Source organism: Pseudomonas trutticola BRTCR10 (genome assembly GCF_056155105.1).
In genome coordinates, this window is sequence record NZ_CM149552.1 from 1187948 (window position 1) to 1210474 (window position 22527).

19 protein-coding genes are annotated in these 22527 nt (G+C 59.4%); 8 read left to right on the plus strand and 11 right to left on the minus strand.

The window, feature by feature from the left end; translation table 11 throughout:
• Window positions 1–17: 17 nt before the first annotated feature.
• From ACVVH8_RS05115 to yaaA, 6 genes are all read right to left on the minus strand, one after another.
• Window positions 18–1505, minus strand: a complete 1488-nt coding sequence (locus ACVVH8_RS05115; protein ID WP_213027626.1) for an alginate export family protein — start codon at window positions 1503–1505, stop codon at window positions 18–20.
• Entirely contained in the window at window positions 1502–3013 is a 1512-nt protein-coding gene (gene algK, locus ACVVH8_RS05120) for an alginate biosynthesis TPR repeat lipoprotein AlgK (RefSeq protein ID WP_475228850.1), read from the minus strand. The genes ACVVH8_RS05115 and algK overlap by 4 nt, the downstream gene beginning before the upstream one ends.
• A gap of 9 nt (window positions 3014–3022) precedes the next feature.
• Window positions 3023–4192 carry a PilZ domain-containing protein gene (locus ACVVH8_RS05125; RefSeq protein WP_475228852.1) on the minus strand — a complete coding sequence of 390 codons (1170 nt, stop codon included), beginning with the start codon at window positions 4190–4192 and terminating at the stop codon, window positions 3023–3025.
• A 35-nt stretch (window positions 4193–4227) separates the two neighbouring features.
• Entirely contained in the window at window positions 4228–5709 is a 1482-nt protein-coding gene (gene alg8 / locus ACVVH8_RS05130) for a mannuronan synthase (protein WP_177431429.1), read from the minus strand.
• A gap of 85 nt (window positions 5710–5794) precedes the next feature.
• Window positions 5795–7111, minus strand: a complete 1317-nt coding sequence (locus tag ACVVH8_RS05135) for a nucleotide sugar dehydrogenase (protein WP_213027627.1) — start codon at window positions 7109–7111, stop codon at window positions 5795–5797.
• Window positions 7112–7920: 809 nt separating this feature from the next.
• Window positions 7921–8700, minus strand: a complete 780-nt coding sequence (yaaA, locus tag ACVVH8_RS05140) for a peroxide stress protein YaaA (protein WP_401304076.1) — start codon at window positions 8698–8700, stop codon at window positions 7921–7923.
• Window positions 8701–8974: 274 nt separating this feature from the next.
• Here yaaA and ACVVH8_RS05145 point away from each other — a divergent pair, with 274 nt between their 5' ends.
• The 6 genes from ACVVH8_RS05145 (at window position 8975) to ACVVH8_RS05170 (ending at window position 14315) form a co-directional block, all read left to right on the plus strand.
• Window positions 8975–10099 (plus strand): polysaccharide deacetylase family protein, encoded by a 1125-nt coding sequence (locus tag ACVVH8_RS05145; RefSeq protein ID WP_475228855.1) that lies wholly within the window; start codon window positions 8975–8977, stop codon window positions 10097–10099.
• Between the two features lie 337 nt (window positions 10100–10436).
• The gene (locus tag ACVVH8_RS05150; protein ID WP_103305199.1) at window positions 10437–11831 is read left to right on the plus strand and encodes a PhoH family protein; all 1395 of its coding nucleotides are present in this window, start codon (window positions 10437–10439) and stop codon (window positions 11829–11831) included.
• A 236-nt stretch (window positions 11832–12067) separates the two neighbouring features.
• A complete protein-coding gene (gene moaC / locus ACVVH8_RS05155; RefSeq protein ID WP_093437022.1) occupies window positions 12068–12541 on the plus strand; it encodes a cyclic pyranopterin monophosphate synthase MoaC in 474 nt (157 codons plus the stop codon).
• Entirely contained in the window at window positions 12538–12780 is a 243-nt protein-coding gene (locus ACVVH8_RS05160; RefSeq protein WP_103305200.1) for a MoaD/ThiS family protein, read from the plus strand. The genes moaC and ACVVH8_RS05160 overlap by 4 nt, the downstream gene beginning before the upstream one ends.
• Before the next feature lie 3 nt (window positions 12781–12783).
• The gene (moaE, locus tag ACVVH8_RS05165) at window positions 12784–13236 is read left to right on the plus strand and encodes a molybdopterin synthase catalytic subunit MoaE (protein WP_213027630.1); all 453 of its coding nucleotides are present in this window, start codon (window positions 12784–12786) and stop codon (window positions 13234–13236) included.
• A gap of 302 nt (window positions 13237–13538) precedes the next feature.
• A complete protein-coding gene (locus ACVVH8_RS05170; RefSeq protein ID WP_007914314.1) occupies window positions 13539–14315 on the plus strand; it encodes an ABC transporter substrate-binding protein in 777 nt (258 codons plus the stop codon).
• Window positions 14316–14439: 124 nt separating this feature from the next.
• Here ACVVH8_RS05170 and ACVVH8_RS05175 read toward each other — a convergent pair whose 3' ends face one another.
• The 5 genes from ACVVH8_RS05175 to ACVVH8_RS05195 all read right to left on the minus strand — a co-directional run bounded on the left by ACVVH8_RS05175 (window position 14440) and on the right by ACVVH8_RS05195 (window position 19775).
• A complete protein-coding gene (locus ACVVH8_RS05175) occupies window positions 14440–15066 on the minus strand; it encodes a helix-turn-helix transcriptional regulator (RefSeq protein ID WP_103305202.1) in 627 nt (208 codons plus the stop codon).
• 93 nt (window positions 15067–15159) lie between these two features.
• A complete protein-coding gene (locus ACVVH8_RS05180; protein ID WP_475228857.1) occupies window positions 15160–16287 on the minus strand; it encodes an NAD(P)/FAD-dependent oxidoreductase in 1128 nt (375 codons plus the stop codon).
• Window positions 16288–16436: 149 nt separating this feature from the next.
• Window positions 16437–17381, minus strand: a complete 945-nt coding sequence (locus ACVVH8_RS05185) for an ornithine cyclodeaminase family protein (RefSeq protein ID WP_475228860.1) — start codon at window positions 17379–17381, stop codon at window positions 16437–16439.
• A gap of 137 nt (window positions 17382–17518) precedes the next feature.
• Complete coding sequence (gene rhlB / locus ACVVH8_RS05190; protein ID WP_103305205.1) at window positions 17519–19009, minus strand: ATP-dependent RNA helicase RhlB; 1491 nt, start codon at window positions 19007–19009, stop codon at window positions 17519–17521.
• Between the two features lie 109 nt (window positions 19010–19118).
• Window positions 19119–19775: an alpha/beta hydrolase gene (locus ACVVH8_RS05195; protein ID WP_103305206.1), complete on the minus strand. Its 657-nt coding sequence runs from the start codon at window positions 19773–19775 to the stop codon at window positions 19119–19121.
• A 468-nt stretch (window positions 19776–20243) separates the two neighbouring features.
• Between ACVVH8_RS05195 and ACVVH8_RS05200 the strand changes: the two genes are divergently transcribed.
• Together ACVVH8_RS05200 and ACVVH8_RS05205 are read left to right on the plus strand one after the other, a co-directional pair.
• Window positions 20244–21275, plus strand: coding sequence for an amino acid ABC transporter substrate-binding protein (locus ACVVH8_RS05200; RefSeq protein ID WP_103305207.1), 1032 nt, complete (start codon window positions 20244–20246; stop codon window positions 21273–21275).
• Window positions 21276–21340: 65 nt separating this feature from the next.
• Window positions 21341–22522, plus strand: a complete 1182-nt coding sequence (locus ACVVH8_RS05205) for an amino acid ABC transporter permease (protein ID WP_315446447.1) — start codon at window positions 21341–21343, stop codon at window positions 22520–22522.
• The last annotated feature ends 5 nt before the right edge of the window (window positions 22523–22527 follow it).

Sequence of the window (22527 nt, forward strand, 5' to 3'; positions counted from 1 at the left end):
TCCCTTCGCGGTTTGCATCAGAAGCGCCAGATCACGTCGATGAACGCGCGGTGCATGTACGAATCAACCTGGCTGCCATAAGCGTCGCCCGGCTTGAACACACCGCCACGGAAACGCACGAGCGCCGATGGCTCGTCGATCGACTGGCTCAGCGCCGCCGGCAACAGGCCTTGCTTGAAGTACTTGGTGACAACCAGGTCCATCTCCTGACCGAGATCCTTGTTGCCGTCTTCAAGCGGCAAAGAGGTGCTGGACAGAATCGCGCCAGTGACGTCGTCGGTGTTGTTTTCCACGGCATTGATGCCGTTGCTGCCGACCGGTTTGTTGCCGTCGACACGCCAGAATTTGTGGTAGATCAGGCTGGCGTCGTACTCGTCGTTGACCATCCACGAACCGAACAGTGTCGCGGTCTGCATGTTGTTCATTTCGCCACGGAAGGCTTCGCCGAAACGGTGAACTCGCGAACGTGTGCCGGTGTAGTTGGAGCGGTTGCTTTCCAGACCGTTCTGCTCGTAATCGGCGCTGGCGCGGGCATAGGCGCCGCCGACTTGCCATTGCGGATCGAGGCGCAGGCGCACACCGATGTCGGTGGCCCAGCCATTCACATCATCGCTGCGTTTGGCTTGAGCGGGGCGCGTGCCATCGGCGTTGAGGGCATTGACCGTGTCACGGTCGCCGCTCATGCCGGTGATGCTGCCCCAGTAGTTGACGGTGTTGGTGTTGCGCCAGTTGTAGGCGTCGCTGTCGGCAGTGAGGCCGAGCCAGCTGATGTCGCCGTTCTCTTTCTTGTCCAGCGAGTCACCGGCCACGCCCGGTTCCGGGTAATCCAGTTTGCCGTCGTCGTGGGTGTGATGACCGCGAATGCCGACCCAGTTGCCCGGTGTCCACTGGTAAGCGGCATCGGCGTAGGCGTGCAGGCGATCCTTGTCTTTCGGCGCCAGCTCTTTGAGGTCGGTGCGGTATTCGCTGAAGCGTTCGGCGACACCGGCGTTGGCGCGCAACAGGGTGGTGTCGAAGGTCCAGTTCAGTGCTTCGATGTTTGTGTCGCGCCATTGGCCGTCGTCATTGCGCAGGCGCTGGCGACCAAACTTGAGCATCTCGCCCGGATACGGCGTGAGGCCGCTGTAGCCGACCCAGAATTCACGCATTGCCAGGTAGTTTTTCTTGGTCTTGCGATCACCGTTGTCGGTGGTCTGCGTGCCGTCGCTGTCGGACTGTTGCAGGGTGTCGGTCTCGATAATGTCGGTCGAGGTCACGGCCTGACCCATTGCATAGGCGCTCCACGCGCCGCTTTCGCCGTAGACCCACGGACGCAGGTCGAGGCCGACGCCGTTGACGTCGCCGCCGCTGGCGGTGCCGAGGTCGCGGTCGTCTTCGGACTGGCCGGTGATTTTCACTTCGAGGCCAAAGTTTTTGCTTTCAGTCATCGCGGCCAGCGTCGGGCAAGACCAGATCAGCGCGAAGGTGAGGCCAATACCGGCCTTCACGAATGGATTGAGCTTCATGGTTTTTCCTCGCCGTCTTCTTCTTGCAGGGCGTGCAGTTGCAGCGTGTTCTGATTCAGGGCGCCACGGCTGGCCTGTTCCTGTTGCAGCAGGCGCTGGGCTTCGGCCAGACGCTCGGGCGGCAATTGCGCGGCAAGGGTGGTCGCCAGTTCATCGGCTTGCGGGGTGTTTTGCGCCTTGGCCAATTGGCTGAACACGTAGGCGTTGAGCAGGTCGGGCTTGGTGCCCTTGCCTTGGGAAAACAGTTGGGCGATGGCGAAGTCGGCGCTGTTCTGGCCATTGCGCGCAGCGGTCAGCAGATGGTCGAGAGCCTTTTGCGGATAGACCTTGCCGAGGTAGCCACGGCGATAGATCTGGCCGAGGTAGTAGTCGGCGGCGACTTCGCGGCCAACGGCTTTCTGGAAATGTTCTTCGGCGACTTTCGCGTCGGCCGGGACCATTTTGCCTTCGTAGTAGAGCTTGCCCAGCAACAGCTCGGCGCGCGGCTGGTCGGCGGCGCGGCCGTTGTCGAGGTACTTCATCATTTGGTCGACGTCGCCCAGTTCCGGGTAGTCGTAAAGCAGTTGCGCGAGGGTCACCCACGACGCCGGGTAGCCTGGGGCAATCGGTTCAAGCAACGATTGCGCGGTTTTCTCGTCGGTCTTGCCCAGGGTCGAATCGGCCAGTACACGGGCCACGGAATCGACGCGCTGAGCGGTGACGGTGCCTCGGCTGTAACCGGCCTGCATCTGCTTGATCAGCTCGGCTTGTTGCTCGGGCTGAGCACGTTTCTGATAGACCGTGGCCAGCTCGACGTAGCAAATGTCGGTAGTGTTGAGCGCGGCTTTGCAGATTTTTTCCACGTCATCCAGGTGCTGGTCGTAGGTGCCTTGGGTGCGATACAGCAGCACCTGCGCCAGACCCGCTTCCGGGTAACCGGATTTGCGCCACTGATCGATCTGCTGCTGCGCGTTGATATTCGGGAAGCTGTGCGGGTATTGCAGGTACAGCATCGCCAGCGGGATCAACGTGTTGCCTTCGCCATTGGCGGCGGCTTTTTTCAGCAGGCTTTCAGCTTCCTGGTGCTCGGCTTCGGTCGAGCCCGGCTTGGCCACCAGCAGGCGACCCAGGCGAGCCTGAGCACGCGGCGAAACACTGGCGGCGGCGCGGTAAGTCGCTTCGGCCTGTTTCATTTGCTCGGGGTCACGGCTGTCGACCTGGATATCGGCGAGTCCGACTTGCGCCTCGCTGTAACCCAGATCGGCCAGTTGCTGATAGTTCTGCGCAGCGGTGGCGGTGTCGCCGCGCTTGAGCGCTTCGTTGGCCAGACGCTGATCAGGCAGGCCGGCGCAACCAGCCAGACTGACTGCCAATGCCAGCGAGCACACCACATGAATTCTGTGGGAGCTGGCTTGCCAGCGATTCAGGCGACTCGGTATTCCAGTAAAACCACTTTGATCCAATCGCTGGCAAGCCAGCTCCCACAGGGATCGCGGTGTTTTCAGGATGGGTGGAGTAGTCACAGGCATGTCCTCGACTTAAAGACCGGCAGCCATGGCTTTGTCGATCAGCCAGTTCAGGTTCGGGCCACGGTCGCTGTTCACTTCCACCGGGCGGCCGGCGAGGCTGCTGTCGAGCGGCTCGTCAGGCTGGATCTGCACGCGGATGTCGGAGGACAGGTCGGCGCTTTTCAGGCTGGTGCTGCTGACGATCTTGCCGGTGCGGGTCTTGTCTTCACCGGCGATCTGGAAACTCACCGGTGTACCCGGGCGCACATCGCTGAACTGGCGATAGGAGAAACGCGCATCCACGGTGGCCTGGGTGTTGCGCGGTACCAAGGTGAAGATCACATCGCCCTTGCTCGCGTACTGACCGTCAGCCACCAGTTGCTGGGCCACGGTGCAATCGCACGGCGAAGTCAGGGTGCCGGTCATTTGCTTGCCGAACAGTTCTTCAACCTTGGCCGGTGCCAGTTGATCTTCGTCCAGGTGACCCTTGAGCACGTCGAGCATGCTGGTGCTGAAGGTCGCCAGCGGTGCGCCTTTGGCCGCAACGCCGTCGGACTTGACCAGGCTCTGCACGGTGCCGTCGCGCGGCATGGTGATATTCATCCCCGGTACGCTGACCAGACCGGCCTGCGCGTGGCTGACGAAGTACATGCCGTACACCGATTTGAAGATGAAACCCGCCGCGACCAGACCGACAGCAAAAATGCCTGCACTGAAGGTCACGGCTTTCAGGCGACCGAACGGGGTCATGCCGCTGCCGCCGTCCTTGACCTTGCGCGCCTTGGTGAAGTTGTCGCGCTGCAGGGTTGCCAGTACTTCGCCGATGCTGACGATGTCGCCGGCCAGGTGCGAGGTGATCAGGTGGCGCAGGGTGGAAATGTCCTGCTGCTCGAGGTTCTGGAACTGGCAGCCGACGCGACCGGTCTGGCGGTCGTAGGAACGCACTTGCAGTTCAACGTCCATGGCCAGGCCGAGGTTGTCGATGACGAATTGCAGACGCGCCTTGTACACCTCGCCGAGGGTCAGCGGCATTTGCCCGGCGTTGAACGCCAGACCACCGGCAGACAAGTCGAGGACACGCGCTTCGGCCGGGGTCCGGTCGGGGCCGAAGAAACGCAGTTTGGCCGGGATTTTCACGCGGGCGTGTTGGCGCTGGGCTTCGGATTCATGCACTACGTTGGCGTTGACGGCGGTATTCATAGGGGCGATTTCCTTGTTAATTCAATAGGGGCGGGTCAGACCATCATCAGCAGCACGGCGACGAAAATGCTGCCGGCGGAGAAGGTCATGGTCCGAGACGACCAGGTGTTGAACCAACGTTGAAAGCTGGCGAGATCACGGGTCAGGGAAGTGGGTTGGCGAGTCCAGGATTGTTGGTCGAGGCGGAAGAACACGTAGATCTTCACCAGCGCGCCGACGATCTGGTTGTAATAGAGAATCACCGGGTAAGCCGGGCCGATGCGGTGACCGGAACACGACAACAGCAACGTCAGGATCAGGCGGGTGATGCCGATCCATAGCAGGTAAACCAGGATGAACGCGGTGCCGTACTTGAAGCTGGCGATGATCGCTACGGTCAGGCCGAGCAAGGACGTCCACATCGATACGCGCTGGTCGAACAGCACCACCGAGGTGAAGGCGCCGAGGCGTTTCACACCCAGGCCCAGTGCGCGCGAGTTCTGGCGCAGGTTGTTGCCGTACCAGCGGAACATCAGTTTGCGGCTGGCCTTGATGAAGCTCTTTTCCGGCGGGTGTTCAACGGTGTTGATCGCTGCGTCCGGCACGTAAAAGGTGTCGTAACCCAGGCGCATCAGACTGAACCAGCTCGACTTGTCGTCGCCGGTCAAGAACTTGAAGCGGCCCAGACGCCAGTGTTGCAGCGAGTCGCTTTCAACGTCGGCGATGAATTCCGGGTTGGTCACCACGGTGGCGCGGAACACCGACATACGACCGGTCATGGTCAGCACGCGTTTGGACAGAGCCATCGAGCACATGTTGATGTGACGCTGGGCGAAACGCAGCTTGTGCCATTCGCTCATGATGTAGCCGCCGCGCACTTCGCAGAATTCGTTGGTGGTCAGGCCGCCGACGTTGCCGAACAGCTGGAACCACGGCACGGTCTTGCGCACGGTGCCTTCGCCGAGCACGGTGTCGCCGTCGATCACGGCCACCACGGCGCGGTCGTCCGGCAGGTGGCGGGAGATCGCGCGGAAGCCGTAAGCCAGGCCATCACGTTTGCCGGTGCCGGGAATGCGCACGAAGTCGAGCTTCACGCGGTCGGGCGGATTCATCCGCGCCCACAGCGCCTTGACCAGCAGTTCATCGGACATTTCGACAATCGAGCAGACCACGGTGGTCGGCAGTTCGCAGTCGATGGCTTCGCGGATCACCGAGCTGTAGACCTGCGCGGTGGTCAACGCGTCGATACGGAAACTGGTGACCATCAGAAACACATGCGACGGGTCCGCCGCTTTACCCAGCTTGCGCACTTTACGGCGCAGGTGCGGGTAAACGATGTAGAGGAAAATCATGCCGCGCACAAAGTGCGTTGCACCCATCGAGTAGCGCCAGATACCGACGGCACCAATCAGGAAAATGAAGTCCTTCGACTCGGAGTCGAATGTGGACGTGGGCAGCATCAAGGCCAGGCCCATCAGCAGACTGAGATAAAAAAGCCAGCCGGCTGATTGCAGAAAAAAATGTTTGAGCTTGGTCATCAGCGTCATCCGAAGGTATTAGAGGCTTCGAGCTGCAAGCCTCGAGCTGCAAGCTGCAACTCGAGGCTTGTCGCTTGGGGCTGCTTTACCAGCAGATACCTTCGGTGCGCGTACCGGCATCGGTGGCCTTGGCCATGAAGCCCACCAGGTCGATGACCTGTTTGCCGTGCGGCGCTTGCTGCGCCAGCGCGCGGAATTTCTCGTCGCGGTTGCCGAGGATGATCACGTCGGAGTTGTTGATCACCGAATCGAAGTCCGCGTTGAGCAGGGACGACACATGCGGGATTTTCGACTCGATGTAATCCTTGTTCGCGCCGTGAACACGGGCGTACTCGACGTTGCTGTCGTAGATGCTCAGGTCGTAACCCTTGCCGATCAGCATTTCGGCCAGTTCCACCAGCGGGCTTTCGCGCAGGTCGTCGGTGCCAGCCTTGAAGCTCAGACCGAGCAGGGCGACTTTGCGTTTGTCGTGGCTTTCAACGATGTCAAAGGCGTTCTGCACTTGCGATTCGTTACTGCGCATCAGCGAGTTGAGCAGCGGTGCTTCGACGTCCAGCGAACCGGCGCGGTAGGTCAGGGCGCGGACGTCTTTTGGCAGGCACGAGCCGCCGAAAGCAAAACCCGGACGCATGTAGTACTGGGACAGGTTGAGGGTCTTGTCCTGGCAGACCACTTCCATCACTTCGCGACCATCGACGCCGACCGCTTTGGCGATGTTGCCGATCTCGTTGGCGAAGGTCACTTTGGTCGCGTGCCAGACGTTGCAGGTGTACTTGATCATCTCGGCGACAGCGATGTCCTTGCGGATGATCGGTGCGTCGAGTTCTTCGTACAGCGATTGCAGAACGTCTCCCGAAGCCTTGTCGAACTCGCCGATGACGGTCATCGGTGGCAGGTCGTAGTCGGCGATGGCGGTGGATTCACGCAGGAACTCAGGGTTAACTGCGACGCCGAAATCAACGCCAGCCTTTTTGCCGGAGCAATCTTCGAGGATCGGGATGACCACATTGGCGACGGTGCCCGGCAGCACGGTGCTGCGCACGACGATGGTGTGGCGGGTGGTTTTTTCACGCAGGACAAAACCGATCTCGCGGCATACCGCTTCGATGTAGTTCAGTTCCAGGTCGCCATTCTTCTTGCTCGGCGTGCCGACGCAGATCATCGACAGGTCAGTGTCACGAATCGCTTCGGCGAAGTTGGTCGTGCCACGCAGACGACCGGTTTGAATACCCTGTTGCAGAAGTTCGCCCAGGCCCGGTTCAACAATGGGAGATTTGCCAGCGTTGATCATGTCGATCTTGTCTTTGGCAACATCGACGCCAACCACGTCATGGCCCCGTGCAGACAGGCAACCGGCACATACTGCGCCAACGTAACCCAAACCAAATATGCTGATGCGCATCGCAATTACCTCTGTATATATCAGGCCTTAGAAGGCCGGAGTTAATGGTGTTCAGCGGTCACTAGTGCACTCGGAAGTGCGGCTTGCAGACGCCGCAATACCGTGTGCAGGCATAAAAAGTTCCGAGTGTCTAAATAAGTGCACTCAAGATGTGCGCAACTAGGCCTTGTAGTTGTGACGTGCCCTGTTATGCAGCCGATCTTCCGTTCGGAAGACGCTTGTGCAATCGTCTAATGCGCTCGATGTCAGGCGTAAAGCCCGTGGATCAAGCGGTCTGGTGCTCAGGCAAGCACGTTTATAGGGGCGCGGCCTTGGCCTTGTAGGGGATATTAATGGTGCGTATCTCCTGTCCTTCAGTATGTTTTCAGACTAGTTAGTCATCTAGGCAAGTTGCTGTGACAACTTGGTTACATGGCCTTTTGTCCTACGTAAGTTATCTCGTACAAACTCGGCGAGAATCGTTACCGGTGGTATGAGCTATGCATTTGGATGAAGTTCCTGTCCGCTCATCGCGAAATCTGAAATTTCTTGAAATATTGTCGAAGATGGCACTGGTCTCAATTTGATAGCACTTTCGTTTTCGCCCTTTATATGTAGGCGAATAATCGCGGTAGATAGTTTTGTGCCACTACTGCGAAAAAATTTACGTGCCACTACTGAAAAAAATGATCAGTGTCGAGTGAAACTAATATTAGAAAGGACAGGTGAGGTTTTTTGGCGCCATTAAAATGGCGAAAACAGGCGAGGGATTTTTGACATCGTGCGAGCTGCACGACTCTTTAAACAAAGAGTCGTGCAATGGGCATGCTTTATTCCGGGGCGTGGTCGCGCAGAAACACCAGGTTGTCCGGTTTCGATTGTTCGGCGCTGTAGCGATAACCCTGTACATCGAACTGCTTGAGCAGGGCGGGATCGTTGATTTTTTCCTGGATCACGAAGCGGCTCATCAGGCCACGGGCTTTCTTCGCGTAGAAGCTGATGATCTTGTACTGACCATTCTTCAGATCCTTGAAGTCGGCATTGATGATCCGCGCGTTCAGGGCAGTGCGCTTGACCGCCGAAAAGTATTCGTTGGACGCCAGGTTGAGCAGCACATCGTCGCCCTGATCGGCCAGTGCTTCGTTCAGCCATTCACTGATGCGCGTGCCCCAGAAGGCATACAAGTCCTTGCCACGGGCATTGGCCAGTTTGGTGCCCATTTCCAGGCGATACGGTTGCATCAAATCCAGCGGACGCAGCAGGCCATAGAGGCCGGAGAGCATGCGCAGGTGTTTTTGCGCGTAATCGAAGTTCGCTTCGCTGAAGGATTGCGCGTCGAGACCGGTGTAGACATCGCCCTTGAATGCGAGCAGCGCCTGCTTGGCGTTTTCCGGGGTGAACGCCGGGGTCCAGCTGCCGAACCGTGCGGCGTTGAGCCCGCCGATCTTGTCGGAGACGTGCATCAGCTCGCTGATTTGCGCCGGCGTCAGGTCGCGCAATTGCTGGATCAATTCCTGCGAATGGTCGAGGTATTGCGGCTGGGTGAAGCGCTGGGTCGCCGGCGGCGTTTCGTAATCGAGGGTCTTGGCGGGGGAAATCACCATCAGCATGAAGTCGTCTCCTTTAATCGTGGGGGCGATTCTAGGGGGTTGTCCTTGATGACTCCAGCTATCAAGCCCATAGGTGATCGACGGCTTGGCGATGATCGTTCCCACGCTCTGCGTGGGAATGCCGCCTGTGACGCTCCGCGTCACCGTCGAGCTGGACGCGGAGCGTCCGGGGAGGCGTTAACACGCAGAGCGTGGGAACGATCATCCGTGGCTAAGGGGAATGAGGCAGGATCAGCTATAGTGCCGCGCGGGTTTTGTTATGGAGACATCCCTTTTGCGCATTGTTCTTTTATTCACCGCGTGGCTGTTGAGCTTCGGTGCCGTGGCGGCGCCGGGCGATGTGGCGACGCTGGATCGCAGCACCTGGCCGGAGCAACTGACCAGCCCGACGCTGTTCGACGTCGCTTCCCGGGCAGAAATCCTCATGTTCGCCCGAGGCCTGCTCGGTACCGAGTCGATGGACGAGGCCGCTTTGGCCCAGCGTCTGGGGCTGCGCACGATCAATATCGACGCGATCAACAGCCTGCGCGAACGCCTCTGGCAGCGCCTGCTGGCCAACTACAACTTCGCCCAGCAGAGCTGCGATCAGGACGCCTCGTTCTGCTTCCTCGTCGAAGACCTGCCGACCCTGCGCGAGCAGGCCGCCAAGTTCGTGGTCAGCGACGACAGTTATTACACCAAGTGGGCCGAGCCGAGCCGGATCTTCCATTTGCAGTACCTCGACGAACTGCTGCGCAAGGCGGCGCTGTTCCCGCAGACCAGCAGTGAAATCGATCGTTTCGGCGACTATGAGCGCAACGGCGACGAGATGCATGACCGACTGTTTGTGCTGACATTCGACAGCGCTGCCAACGCGCAACCGGACAACGCCGACTGGCTCACTGAGTATCTGCGCAAGTCGAACATGAGCGGCACTTTCTTCATGTTGGGCAAGGATATCCAGGCACGTCTGGCCGACCGTTCGGCAAGCAGCCTGCAAGCGGCGTTCTCGCAACAATGCGTGGGTGTGCAGGGTTGGGAGTTCCGCTCCCACAGCCACTGGCAGGACTGGCAGGATTCGGTGCGGCGCAGCGCTGATCTGGTGAAGAACAAACTGCCGGAGAACTACGTACCACTGTTTCGTCCGCCGGATGGCCAGCGTCGTAGCGATGCGCAAGGTTTCTTCAACACCCAGGGCCTGCAAGTGGCGTTGTGGGACATCGATGCCCAAGACGGCGCCGGCAAGCTCAAGGGGCCCCAGAGCGGGCAACGGGTGCTGACCCTGATGCTGTTGTGGCGTCACGGGGTGATCAATTTCAACATGAAACAGGATGCAGTGAAGACGGCGATGCCGTGGCTGATCACGCAAACCGCGCAAAGCGGGATCGGTTGGGAAGACTGTCAGGACGCGTTTCGCTGAGAAACGCAGAAAGCCCGGAAACATTGGGCTTGGGGCGATTTTGTCAGGGAATTCGATGCAGGCGGACTTCCGACTCTAACGGGGGCAGGGCGGTCCGCCAAGGGCTTTTCGTCACTTTGCAAAATAAACTTAAAAAAACCGTCAAAGTGCTTTTTTATGTCATGGGTTTTGGAGTATTACGAAGACAGACCGCCGAAACCTGCAACACAGGTGGCGTCTCCCAAGACCCATTTGTTTGCAGTCACTTGAATCTCCGCAGGTGAGATTTCGGCAGTCACTTCGAGGCGCAGCACCGCTCAGGTATTGCGTCTACTGGCTCTGACAAAGGTGACCGAGTATGGATGATCACGGACGTAGCCCTTCTTCCAACCAGCCAATCCTTTATGTACTCGATACCAACGTATTGATTCACGATCCAAACGCCCTGCTGAATTTCGAAGAACACCACGTCGCGATCCCGATGACCGTGCTTGAGGAGCTGGACAAGCTCAAGAGCGGGCATCACAGCGTGGCCGCCGAATGCCGTCAGGCCATCCGGCTGATCGACAAGACCTTGGGCGATGCTTCCCCGGAAGACGTCGAACTGGGTGTGCCGATCCAGCGCGGCAAGGGCGGGCCTAAGGGCTTGCTGTCAATTCTGATGAGCAAGCAGGCTGAGTCGAACCTGATTCTGCCCGAGCATCTGAACGACAACAAAATCATCAACCAACTGATCGACCTGCACACTCGCGAACCGAAAAAACCGGTGGTGCTGGTCACCAAAGACATCAACATGCGCCTCAAGGCGCGCGCCTGCGGCATCGATGCCGAGGACTACAGCACCGACCAACTGGTCGATGACGTGTCCCTGTTGCCCAACGGCTACCACAACATGACCGGCTCTTTCTGGGACCGTGTGAGCAAGGTCGAAACCCGTCAGGACCACGGCCGCACCTGGCACCAGGTGCAATTGATCGACAACCTGCCAGCGGTGCACATCAACGAATTCATCATTGATGAACAGGGCTTCGTGGGCTGGATCAAGGAGATTGAAGAAGACCGTTTGCTGATCCTCGACCTGCATCAGGAACCGCTGCTGCATCAGGAAGCGTGGGGGCTCAAGCCGCGCGACATCTATCAGAGCCTGGCGCTGTATGCATTGCTCGATCCGGACATTCACCTGGTCAACCTGTCGGGTGCCGCAGGCTCCGGCAAAACCATTCTGGCGCTGGCCGCTGCCATCGAGCAGACCATGGTCAGCAAGCGTTATCGCCGCATCATCGCCACCCGCAGCGTGCAGGGCCTCGACCAAGAGATCGGCTTCCTGCCCGGCACCGAAGCGGAAAAAATGGAGCCTTGGCTGGGCGCCATCACCGACAACCTCGAAGCCTTGCACATGGATGACGAAAACACCCATGGCAGCGTCGACTACATCCTCAGCAAAGTGCCGCTGCAGTTCAAATCGCTCAACTACATTCGTGGGCGCAGCTTCCAGCAGAGCCTGATCCTGATCGACGAATGTCAGAACCTCACGCCGCACCAGATGAAAACCATCATCACCCGTGCCGGTGCCGGTTCCAAAGTGGTGTGCTTGGGCAACCTGGCGCAGATAGACACCCCTTACCTGTCCGCGACCAGTTCCGGGCTGACCTACCTGACTGAACGCTTCAAGGATTTCCCCAACGGTGTGCACATCACCCTGCAAGGGGTGCCTCGCTCGATTCTGGCCGAATACGCCGAATCGCATCTGTAACAGCTCCATCCAAACCGGGCGGCCTTCACAGGTCGCCCGGTTTTTTATGGATGAGTGCAAACCCTGTGGGAGCGTGGCTTGCCCGCGATGCAGACACCGCGGTGCTTCAGACATAACGCGTGGATCCCATCGCGGGCAAGCCACGCTCCCACAGGGTTCAATGTGATCTTGCAATCAAACGTGCGGAAATTTGACCCGCAGGTTTACAATCCCCGCTCCTGATCAGGAGTAATCCCGTGCTGACTCATCTCGATTCCCAAGGTCGCGCCAACATGGTCGACGTCACCGAAAAAGCCGTGACGTTCCGTGAAGCGACGGCCCAAGCGCTGGTGCGCATGCTCCCCGAAACGCTGCAGATGATCGTCAGCGGCGGCCATCCCAAGGGCGATGTGTTCGCCGTGGCGCGTATTGCCGGCATTCAAGCGGCGAAGAAAACCAGCGATCTGATTCCTCTGTGTCACCCACTGATGCTCACCGGGGTCAAAGTCGAACTCAGCGCGGACGGCGACGACACCGTGCGCATCGTCGCCCGCTGCAAATTGTCCGGGCAGACCGGCGTCGAGATGGAGGCGCTGACCGCCGCCAGCGTCGCCGCCCTGACTATCTACGACATGTGCAAAGCCGTGGATCGCGGCATGACCATCGAAAGTGTGCGCCTGCTGGAGAAGGTTGGCGGCAAGAGCGGGCACTTTCAGGCGGAGCAGCCATGAACCTGACGGTAAAGTTTTTCGCCCGTTACCGTGAAGCGCTGGGCGTGGACTCGGTTGCGGTGGAAGGCGATTTCGCCACCGTCGACGATGTGCGTGCGCTGCTGGCGCAACGCGATGGCGCCGAGGTATTGAGCGAGCAGAACCTGATGTGCGCACGCAACGAAGACCTTTGTCAGCTCGACGAACCGGTGGTCGATGGCGACGAAGTGGCGTTTTTCCCTACCGTGACCGGAGGCTGAGCCATGGCGATTCGTGTGCAGGCCACGTCGTTCGATCCGGGCGCTGAAGTCAACGCGATGCACGCGGCCAATGTCGGCGTCGGCGCGGTGGTGAGTTTTGTCGGCTACGTGCGCGACTTCAATGACGGGCTGGATGTCGCGGGGATGTTCCTCGAACACTATCCGGGCATGACCGAGAAAGCGCTGGGCAAGATTGCCGTGGAGGCCGAACAGCGCTGGCCATTGTTGAAGCTGGAAGTGCTGCACCGCATCGGCGCGTTAGAACCGGGCGAGCCGATCGTGTTCGTCGGCGCCGCCAGCGCCCATCGCCAGGCTGCGTTCGACGCCTGCGCCTTCGTCATGGATTACCTGAAAACCCGTGCGCCATTCTGGAAAAAAGAAAACACCAGCGATGGGCCGCGTTGGGTCGAAGGGCGGGACAGTGATCATGCCGCTGCGGATCGCTGGAACAAATAAAGTCCTGTAGCGCCCTCAAGTCAGCCATCGCTGGCAAGCCAGCTCCCACAGTGTTCTGCGTCGAGCACAAATTCTGTGTGCACCACCGAACCCTGTGGGAGCTGGCTTGCCAGCGATGAGGCCTTCTGCAACACATGAAACCTCGCAGACACTCTCTTCTCACTAATTGACGACTTGTACCTATAAGTCCAATATGGATTTCCAAGTACAAAAAAAGCTTCAGTCCTGCCGCTCGTAGCTCACCGCTCCCAGCTGCTCTTCTTCATCTTGCCAAACCAACAACAACCCGCGAGAGAACGAACATGAAGAAACTCCCCCTCATCACCGGTCTGGCCCTCAGCCTGTTGGCATCCGCCAGCGTGTTCGCCGCCGAGCAAACCCTGCGCATCGGCATCGAAGCCGCCTACCCACCGTTCGCCTCGAAAACCGACAAAGGAGAAATCGTCGGTTTCGACTACGACATCGGCAATGCCCTGTGCGCGCAGATGAAGGTCAAGTGTGTGTGGGTCGAAGGTGAGTTTGATGGCCTGATTCCTTCCCTGAAAGTGAAGAAAATCGACATGGCGCTGTCGTCGATGACCATCAACGAAGATCGCAAGAAGTCGGTGGATTTCACCCACAAGTACTACTTCACCTCGTCGCGACTGGTGATGAAGGAAGGCGCCACGGTCGATGACCAGTACGCCAGCCTCAAGGGCAAGAACGTCGGTGTGCAGCGTGCGACCACCACCGATCGATACGCCACCGAGGTGTTTGAGCCCAAGGGCATCAACGTCAAGCGCTACAGTAACAACGAAGAAATCTACATGGATCTGGCGGCGGGGCGGCTTGATGCGATCTTTGCCGACACGATTCCGCTGAATGACTTCCTGTCGATGCCGCGTGGCAAAGGCTATGCGTTTGTCGGGCCTGAATTGAAGGATCCGAAGTACGTGGGCGAGGGCGCGGGGATTGCGGTGCGCAAGGGCAATGCCGAGCTGGTCAGCCAGTTGAATGGCGCGATCGATGGCATTCGCGCGAGTGGCGAATATCAGAAGATTTCCGAGAAGTATTTCAAGTCCGACATTTACGGCGACTGATAGTCCGCTATCGCTGGCAAGCCAGCTCCCACATTGATCGATTCGTACACAGCGTTTGTGTACACCGCTAAACCTGTGGGAGCTGGCTTGCCAGCGATGGGGCCGGTTCAATCACCGCAAATCTTCAGCCCTTCAATTCCTTCAAATGTTTGTACACCGTCGCCCGCCCCATATTCAGCACATTGGCCACATAGTTCGAGGCGCTTTTGCCCTTGAACGCGCCTTCGGCGTGCAGCGCCAGCACCAGTTCGCGTTTGTGATCGCGGGTCAGCAGATTCAGGCTCAGTTGCCGCTCGCGCAGCCAGGCGTGCAGGAACGTGTTGATGCGCTCCTGCCAGTCATCGCGAAACAGTGAATCCGGCTGCGGGATCAGTTTGCTCGGTGAGAGAAACAGATCCAGCGCAGCCTTGGCATTTTCGAACAGCGAAATATTCAGATTGATGCACAACACCGCCAGCGGCAGACCTTCGCGGTCGCGCAGCACGGTGCTCAGGCTGCGGATTTTCTGACCGTCCCAGTTGAGCTTTTCGTACGGGCCGATGTTCCTGTCGCTGACATCCTCGCTGAGCATGTCCTCCAGTGATGACTCGTCGCCGATCTCGCGCTTGGACAGGTTGTTGGCAATGTAATCGACCTTCTGCGTGCGCAAGTCATGCAGCACCACTTCGGCGTGGGGGAAAAACAGTGTGGCGATGGCATCGGCGATGGCGCGGAAGTTATCCAGGGCCGGATCGAATTCGGGGGCGGTCATGACAGTGGAGCTCCAGGCAGCGTCAACGCCCCCATGAAAAGGGGGCGCTGCGAGTTTGCCGCAATCCGTTGGGCGCGTCATCCGGATGGACGATCAGGCGAGACGGGCAGGGGAGAGCATGGCGCTGCTCAGACCGAACTGGCGCAGTTGTTCGGGCAGCGGCTGGCCGCGCACCAGCGCCGCACTGGCCTGGCCCATCGCCGGTGACGTCTGAATGCCATAACCACCCTGCGCCGCGACCCAGAACAGTCCCGGTACTTGCGGATCAAAACCGCTGAGCAAGTCACCGTCGGCGACGAAACTGCGCAGACCGGCCCAGCTGCGGGTCGGGCGGCGGATGGTCAGCGTGGTGGCTTCTTCGATCTGGTAGATGCCCATGGCGATGTCCAGTTCTTCAGGCTGCACGTCGTGGGGCTCGACCGGGTCGGCGTTGGCCGGCGAGCCGAGGAACATGCCGGCGTCGGGCTTCATGTAGAACGACTCGTCGAGGCTGACCAGCATCGGCCAGCGGTGAATGTCGACGCCTTCGGGCCCGGCGAAGATGAACGCGGCGCGGCGTTTCGGTTGCAGGCCCAGGGATTTCGCGCCGGCCATTTCACCGACCTTGTCGGCCCAGGCCCCGGCGGCGTTGATGATCACCGGGGCGCTGAAGGTCTGGCCGTTGGTTTGCACCTGCCAGTGGCCTTCAGCGTCGCGGCTCAGCCCAAGCACCTGACAATCGGTATGCACTTCGCCGTTATTGCGGCGAATGCCACGCAAGTAGCCCTGATGCAGGGCATCGGTGTCGATGTCGCTGGCGCTCGGGTCGTAGATTGCACCGTGGACTTTTTCCCGGCGCAGGATCGGCATTCGGGCGCAGGCTTCGTCGGCTGTGAGTAATTGCATCTCCGGCACCGTGGCTTTGGCGCTGAGGTATTGGTTGTTCAGTTCGGCGGCATCCCCGGTGAAATCCACGGTCATTTCGCCGCGTGGGGTCAGCAGCGGGTGCTCGCAGAACCCGGCTGGCGGATGATCGAAAAACTCGCGACTGGCCTGTGTCAGTGCGCGCACTTGCGGCGTGCCGTACGCGGCAGTGAACAGCGCGGCGGAGCGTCCGGTGGAGTGATAGGCCGGGTGCGACTCACGTTCGAGCACGATCACTTTGCCGTGCGGCGACAGCCAGAAACCGGTGGAGGCGCCGGCAATTCCGCCGCCGATGATGATGAAATCTGCCTGGCTCATGAAGGTCTCCGGTGGGTACGCAATATTGAGGAGTTCGCGATCTCCTGTAGGAGTGAGCCTGCTCGCGATAGCGGTATATCAGTCAACGATAATGTTGAATGTAAAACCGCTATCGCGAGCAGGCTCACTCCTACAGGGAATTTGTGGTGTTAGTTGGTCAAGTGATAAACCGCATTGGCCAAAGCGATGTCTTCCAGACCCAGACCGATCGATCGGAAAAATACATGACGGTGGTAATCGGGGCGCTGCACTTTTTCACTGAGCAGATCCGCCAGATCGCCAACGATCGAGTCCTTGCTCCAGCCGTGCTGCTCGGCGGCAATCAGCATCTCCCCCGCCGACCCCGGCGTGGTCAGACGATAGTCGCAGAACACCTGCATGTCGTTGAGGCTCTGCGGTGGTACTTCATGAGCGCGCGGGGCGTTGGTGCTGATCGAGGTGATCAGTGCCGGTTTGCTCAATGCGGCAGGATCGATCACCGGCCCTGCGGATGAAGTGCAGAGCATGATCACGTCGGCATCGGTGACAGCGGCTTCGCGGCTGGGCGCAATGGTCAGGTCGGGAGCCATGGCTTTCAGGAGTGCCTGGGTTTCGGCATCTTCCAACAAGCTCGGCGAATAGACGCTGATGCTCTGCCAGTCGCGCAAGCTTTTCACGTAATGCAGATGCGCTTGGGCAACCTTGCCGCTGCCGATGATCGCCAGTCGTTTGGCATTTATCGGAGCGAGAGCATCGACTGCCACTGCGGTAGTCGCGGCAGTACGCGCTGTGGTCAGTTCTCCGGCATCACAGAGCAGCAACGGCTGGCCGGTTTTCATCGACATCAGCAGCGTCCACGCGGTCACTAGCGGGCTTTGCTCGCGAACGATGTACGGCGAAGTCTTCACCCCATACACACCGTCCTTGGCCAGCACACCCAGGTAATTGATGAAGTCGCCGGCGCCCTGCGGGAATTCCACCAGTTGCTGCGCCGGCTGTACAGCATGGCCAGCGGCGAGATCGCGGAACAGCTTGCGCAGGATTTGCGGTACGTCGATGCGCGCCAACAGCTCGCGGGCCTGGATGTGGTTGATCACGTAGGGCGTACTGGACATGGCAGGCTCCGAAGACAAAATCTAAACTAATTTGTCCATTATGGACTTTTAGTTGTCTCTCGCAAGCACCTGTTGAAACGCCGGGCGAAAAAAAAGCGCAGTCCGTTGCCGGCTGCGCTTTCTCTTTATAGCGTCGCTTACTGCGGACGCTTGCGCTCAACCGCTCGCAGCAGATGCGTCGGCGGCGTTTCACAGCTGATCTTGCGACCGAGCTTCTCTTCGATGGACGGCAACTGGTAGGAGTCGTCTTCACCGGCGAAGCTGATCGATACACCATCGGCGCCAGCACGACCGGTGCGGCCGATGCGGTGCACGTAGTCGTCCGGGACTTCCGGCAGGGTGAAGTTGATCACATGGCTGATGCCGTCGATGTGGATGCCGCGACCGGCAACATCGGTGGCCACCAGCACGCGAATCTTGCCTTCGCGGAAGCCTTCCAGGGTCTTGATGCGCTTGTGCTGCGGCACATCGCCGGACAGTTGCGCGGCGTTGATGCCATCGCGCACCAGACGTTCTTCGATACGGCGCACTTCGTCCTTGCGGTTGGCAAACACGATCACCCGCTCCCAGCCGTTATCGTTGACCAGGTTGTAGAGCAGTTTGTATTTGTCAGCGCCGGCCACCGCATAGATGTGCTGCTCGACGTTTTCGTTGGCGACGTTCTGCGACTCGATCTCGACGATCGACGGGTCGGTGGTCCATTGCTTGGCGAGGTTCATCACGTCTTCGGTGAAGGTCGCCGAGAACAGCAGGGTCTGGCGCTCGGACTTCGGCGGGGTCTGACGAATGATCTGCCGTACTTGCGGGATGAAACCCATGTCGAGCATACGGTCGGCTTCGTCCAGCACCATCACTTCGACCATGTCCAGGTGCACATCGCCGCGCTGGTTGAAGTCGAGCAGACGGCCCGGGGTCGCGACGAGGATGTCGCAGTGGCGTGCTTCGAGGTGCTTGAGCTGCTTGTCGAAGTCCATGCCGCCCACAAACGTCATGACGTTGAGGCCGGTGTACTTGGTCAGGTCGGCGGCGTCCTTGGCGATCTGCACCACCAGCTCACGGGTCGGCGCGATGATCAGCGCACGGGGTTCACCCATGTAGCGCTCTTTCGGCGGCGGCGTTTGCAGCAGTTGGGTGATGATCGAGATCAGGAATGCGGCGGTCTTGCCGGTGCCGGTCTGCGCGCGGCCGATGGCGTCTTTGCCGGCGAGGGTGAAACCCAGCACCTGCGCCTGGATCGGCGTGCAATACGGGAACCCCAGGTCCTGGATGGCGTGCATCAGTTCCGGGGAGAGCTTGAAATCGTGGAAGCGGGTTTTGCCTTCCTGAGGCTCGACGACGAAGTCTTCGAGTTTCCACGGGATAACCGCGGCCTTGGGCTTGGGTTCGCGGCGTGGTCTGGCCGGTTTCGGTGCTTCGCTGCTGGCGCTTTCGGCGACTGGAGCAGCCGCTGGAGTGGCGACGGCGGCCGGTTTTGCCTCTTGTTTCGGAGCCGCTACGGTAGCGGGGCGGTCGGCCTGGCGGGCATCGCTGCGATGGCCGGGGGCGTGCGACGGCGCACTGGGAACTGGCGCGAGCTGCTCAGCCTCGCTTTTACCGAACATCTTCTTGAGTGCTTTGAGCACGGTCATCTCATCAATTGATTAAGGAATGTACGCCGGCCAGTGTAATGCAAGAATCGGGCGCGGCGTAGTGGGAGGGATCAAAGGCTGTTGCCGTGGCTGAAAACAGCCGGCGCGATCAACGCAGGCGCTCGCTCAACCACACACCGATGTCGCGGATTTCTTCGGGTAACACTTCGTGCTCCATTGGGTATTCCTGCCATGTCACGGTGACACCATGGGCCTTCAGATACTCATAGGCGGTACGTCCCATGGAGTTCTGCACCACGTTGTCGAACTGACCGTGCAACGACAGGACCGGAATGCGCTGCTGGCTGGCAGACAACTCCAATTCTTCGCTGAACGTCGGCGCATACGTCGACAGTGCCAGTACGCCACCCAACGGTCCCTGCCATTTCAAGAAAGCGGTGTGAAAAACCACCGCGCCACCCTGGGAGAAACCGGCGAGGAAAATCCGCGAGGCGTCTATTCCGCTGGCGCGCTGTTCTTCGATCAATTCAATGATGCGATCCGCCGACGCTTCCAACTCATCACGATCGATCGCCCGGGCCGGGCTCATGGCCTTGATGTCGTACCAGCTCGGCATGGCATATCCGCCATTAATGGTGACCGGGCGGGTCGGCGCCTGGGGCAGAACGAAGCGCGTGCTCAACAGGCTTTCCTGCAACGCTTCGGCCACTGGCAGAAAGTCGTAGCGGTCGGCACCCAGGCCGTGCAGCCAGATCACGCAGGCGTCTGCGGGCTTAACAGGCTGAAGAATCAAGGGCTCGGTCATGGCTGCTCCAAATATGTGCGGGCGCTCTCATTAAGTGCGTGATTGGAGTGCGCGCCCGGTTGATCCGTTAAGAAGATGTCGCAAGGGTACAAGTTTTGCTATTGACCTGTCGCCCGATCAGTTCGGCGTCCAGTGTGGTACGGGCTTTGCTATGGAGGACTTTGTACGAAGCGTCCTACGCGTGGCGGTAACACTATCAGTGTACGACTCGCGACGGGATAGCAACGAATCCGGTGATGGATGTTCGCCAATGGCCGCTACGGGCTTAGCGAACGTGACAGGGCTACAGCCCGTTCGGCCGATTGGTGAGAAGTGAGTTGTCCATGATGTGGATTTTCTCCTACTAGACTCATAGCGAAGGTCTTACGTCGGTTGACCCCAAAAAAAGCCAACACGGGTCAACAACGCCTCAAAAGGGTGCGACTGGACTCAAGCTCCGACACAACAAGAGCAAAACTGGAGGTTTGAATGAAGATGTTGAAATCCACTCTGGCAGTCGTGACTGCGGCAGCAGTACTCGGCGTCAGCGGGTTCGCTCAGGCGGGTGCAACCCTGGATGCCGTACAGAAGAAAGGTTTCGTGCAGTGTGGCGTGAGCGACGGTCTGCCGGGCTTCTCGGTTCCGGACGCTACCGGCAAGATCCTCGGCATCGACGCTGACGTCTGCCGCGCTGTGGCCGCTGCCGTATTCGGCGACGCGACCAAGGTCAAGTTCAGTCAGTTGAACGCCAAGGAGCGCTTCACCGCGCTGCAATCCGGCGAGATCGACATTCTGTCGCGCAACACCACCATGACCAGCTCCCGTGACGCGGGCATGGGCCTGAAATTCCCGGGCTTCATTACCTACTATGACGGCATCGGCTTCCTGGTAAACAACAAGCTGGGCGTGAAGAGCGCCAAAGAGCTGGACGGTGCAACCATCTGCATCCAGGCCGGTACCACCACCGAACTGAACGTTTCCGATTACTTCCGCGGCAACGGTCTGAAATACACCCCGATCACTTTCGACACCTCCGATGAAAGCGCCAAGTCGCTGGAATCCGGTCGTTGCGACGTGCTGACCTCCGACAAATCGCAACTGTTCGCCCAGCGCAGCAAGCTGGCTTCGCCGAAGGACTACGTGGTTCTGCCGGAAACCATTTCCAAAGAACCACTGGGCCCGGTCGTACGTAACGGCGACGACGAGTGGCTGGCCATCGTCCGTTGGGTCGGCTACGCGCTGCTCAACACCGAGGAAGCCGGCATCACCTCGAAGAACGTCGAAGCTGAAGCCAAGTCGACCAAGAACCCGGACGTCGCCCGTATGCTCGGTGCTGACGGCGAGTACGGCAAGGACCTGAAACTGCCGAAGGACTGGGTCGTGCAGATCGTCAAACAAGTCGGCAACTACGGCGAAATCTTCGAGAAAAACCTCGGCAAGAGCACTCCGCTGGAAATCGACCGTGGCCTGAACGCCCTGTGGAACAACGGCGGCATTCAGTACGCACCACCAGTGCGCTAATGGTTCTATCACCCGGCGGGCCAACCGCCGGGTGATGTTCTGTTCCATTTCTTGCGGGGCACTTCATGCAAAATTCAATCGGCGCACCAAAGCAGAGGCTCAGCCTCAGCGATCCACGAGTGCGTGCGTGGCTATTCCAGATCATCACCGTTGTGGCGGTGGTCTCGCTGGGCTGGTACTTGTTCGACAACACGCAAACCAACCTTCAGCACCGGGGCATCACCTCCGGTTTCGGCTTTCTGGAGCGCAGTGCCGGGTTCGGCATCGCTCAACACCTGATCGACTACACGGAAGCGGACAGCTATGCCCGCGTCTTTGTCATCGGTTTGCTCAACACCCTGTTGGTGACAGTGATCGGCGTGATTCTGGCGACGATTCTCGGTTTCATCATCGGCGTGGCGCGGCTGTCGCAGAACTGGATCATCAGCAAACTGGCGACGGTGTATGTGGAAGTTTTCCGCAACATTCCGCCGCTGCTGCAAATCCTGTTCTGGTACTTCGCGGTGTTCCTGACCATGCCGGGGCCGCGCAACAGCCATAACTTCGGCGACACCTTCTTCGTCAGCAGCCGTGGCCTGAACATGCCGGCGGCGCTGATGGCTGATGGCTTCTGGGCTTTTTTCGGTAGCGTCGTGGTGGCGATCATCGCGACCGTGCTGATGTGCCGTTGGGCCAACAAGCGCTTTGAAGAAACCGGCGTACCGTTCCACAAGTTCTGGACGGGGCTGGCGATCATGTTGCTGATCCCGACCTTGTGCGCACTGATCTTCGGCGCTCCGCTGCACTGGGAAATGCCCAAGTTGCAGGGCTTCAACTTCGTCGGTGGCTGGGTGCTGATCCCGGAACTGCTTGCGTTGACCCTGGCCCTGACCGTTTACACGGCAGCGTTTATCGCCGAGATCGTCCGTTCGGGGATCAAGTCGGTCAGCCACGGCCAGACCGAAGCGGCCCGTTCCCTAGGTCTGCGCAACGGCCCGACCCTGCGCAAGGTGATCATCCCGCAAGCCCTGCGCGTGATCATTCCGCCGCTGACCAGCCAATACCTGAACCTGGCGAAAAACTCCTCGCTGGCGGCCGGTATCGGTTACCCGGAAATGGTCTCGCTGTTCGCCGGCACGGTACTCAACCAGACCGGTCAGGCGATCGAGGTGATTGCGATCACCATGAGCGTGTACCTGGCGATCAGTATCAGCATTTCCCTGCTGATGAACTGGTACAACAAGCGCATTGCGCTGATCGAGCGGTAAGGAAA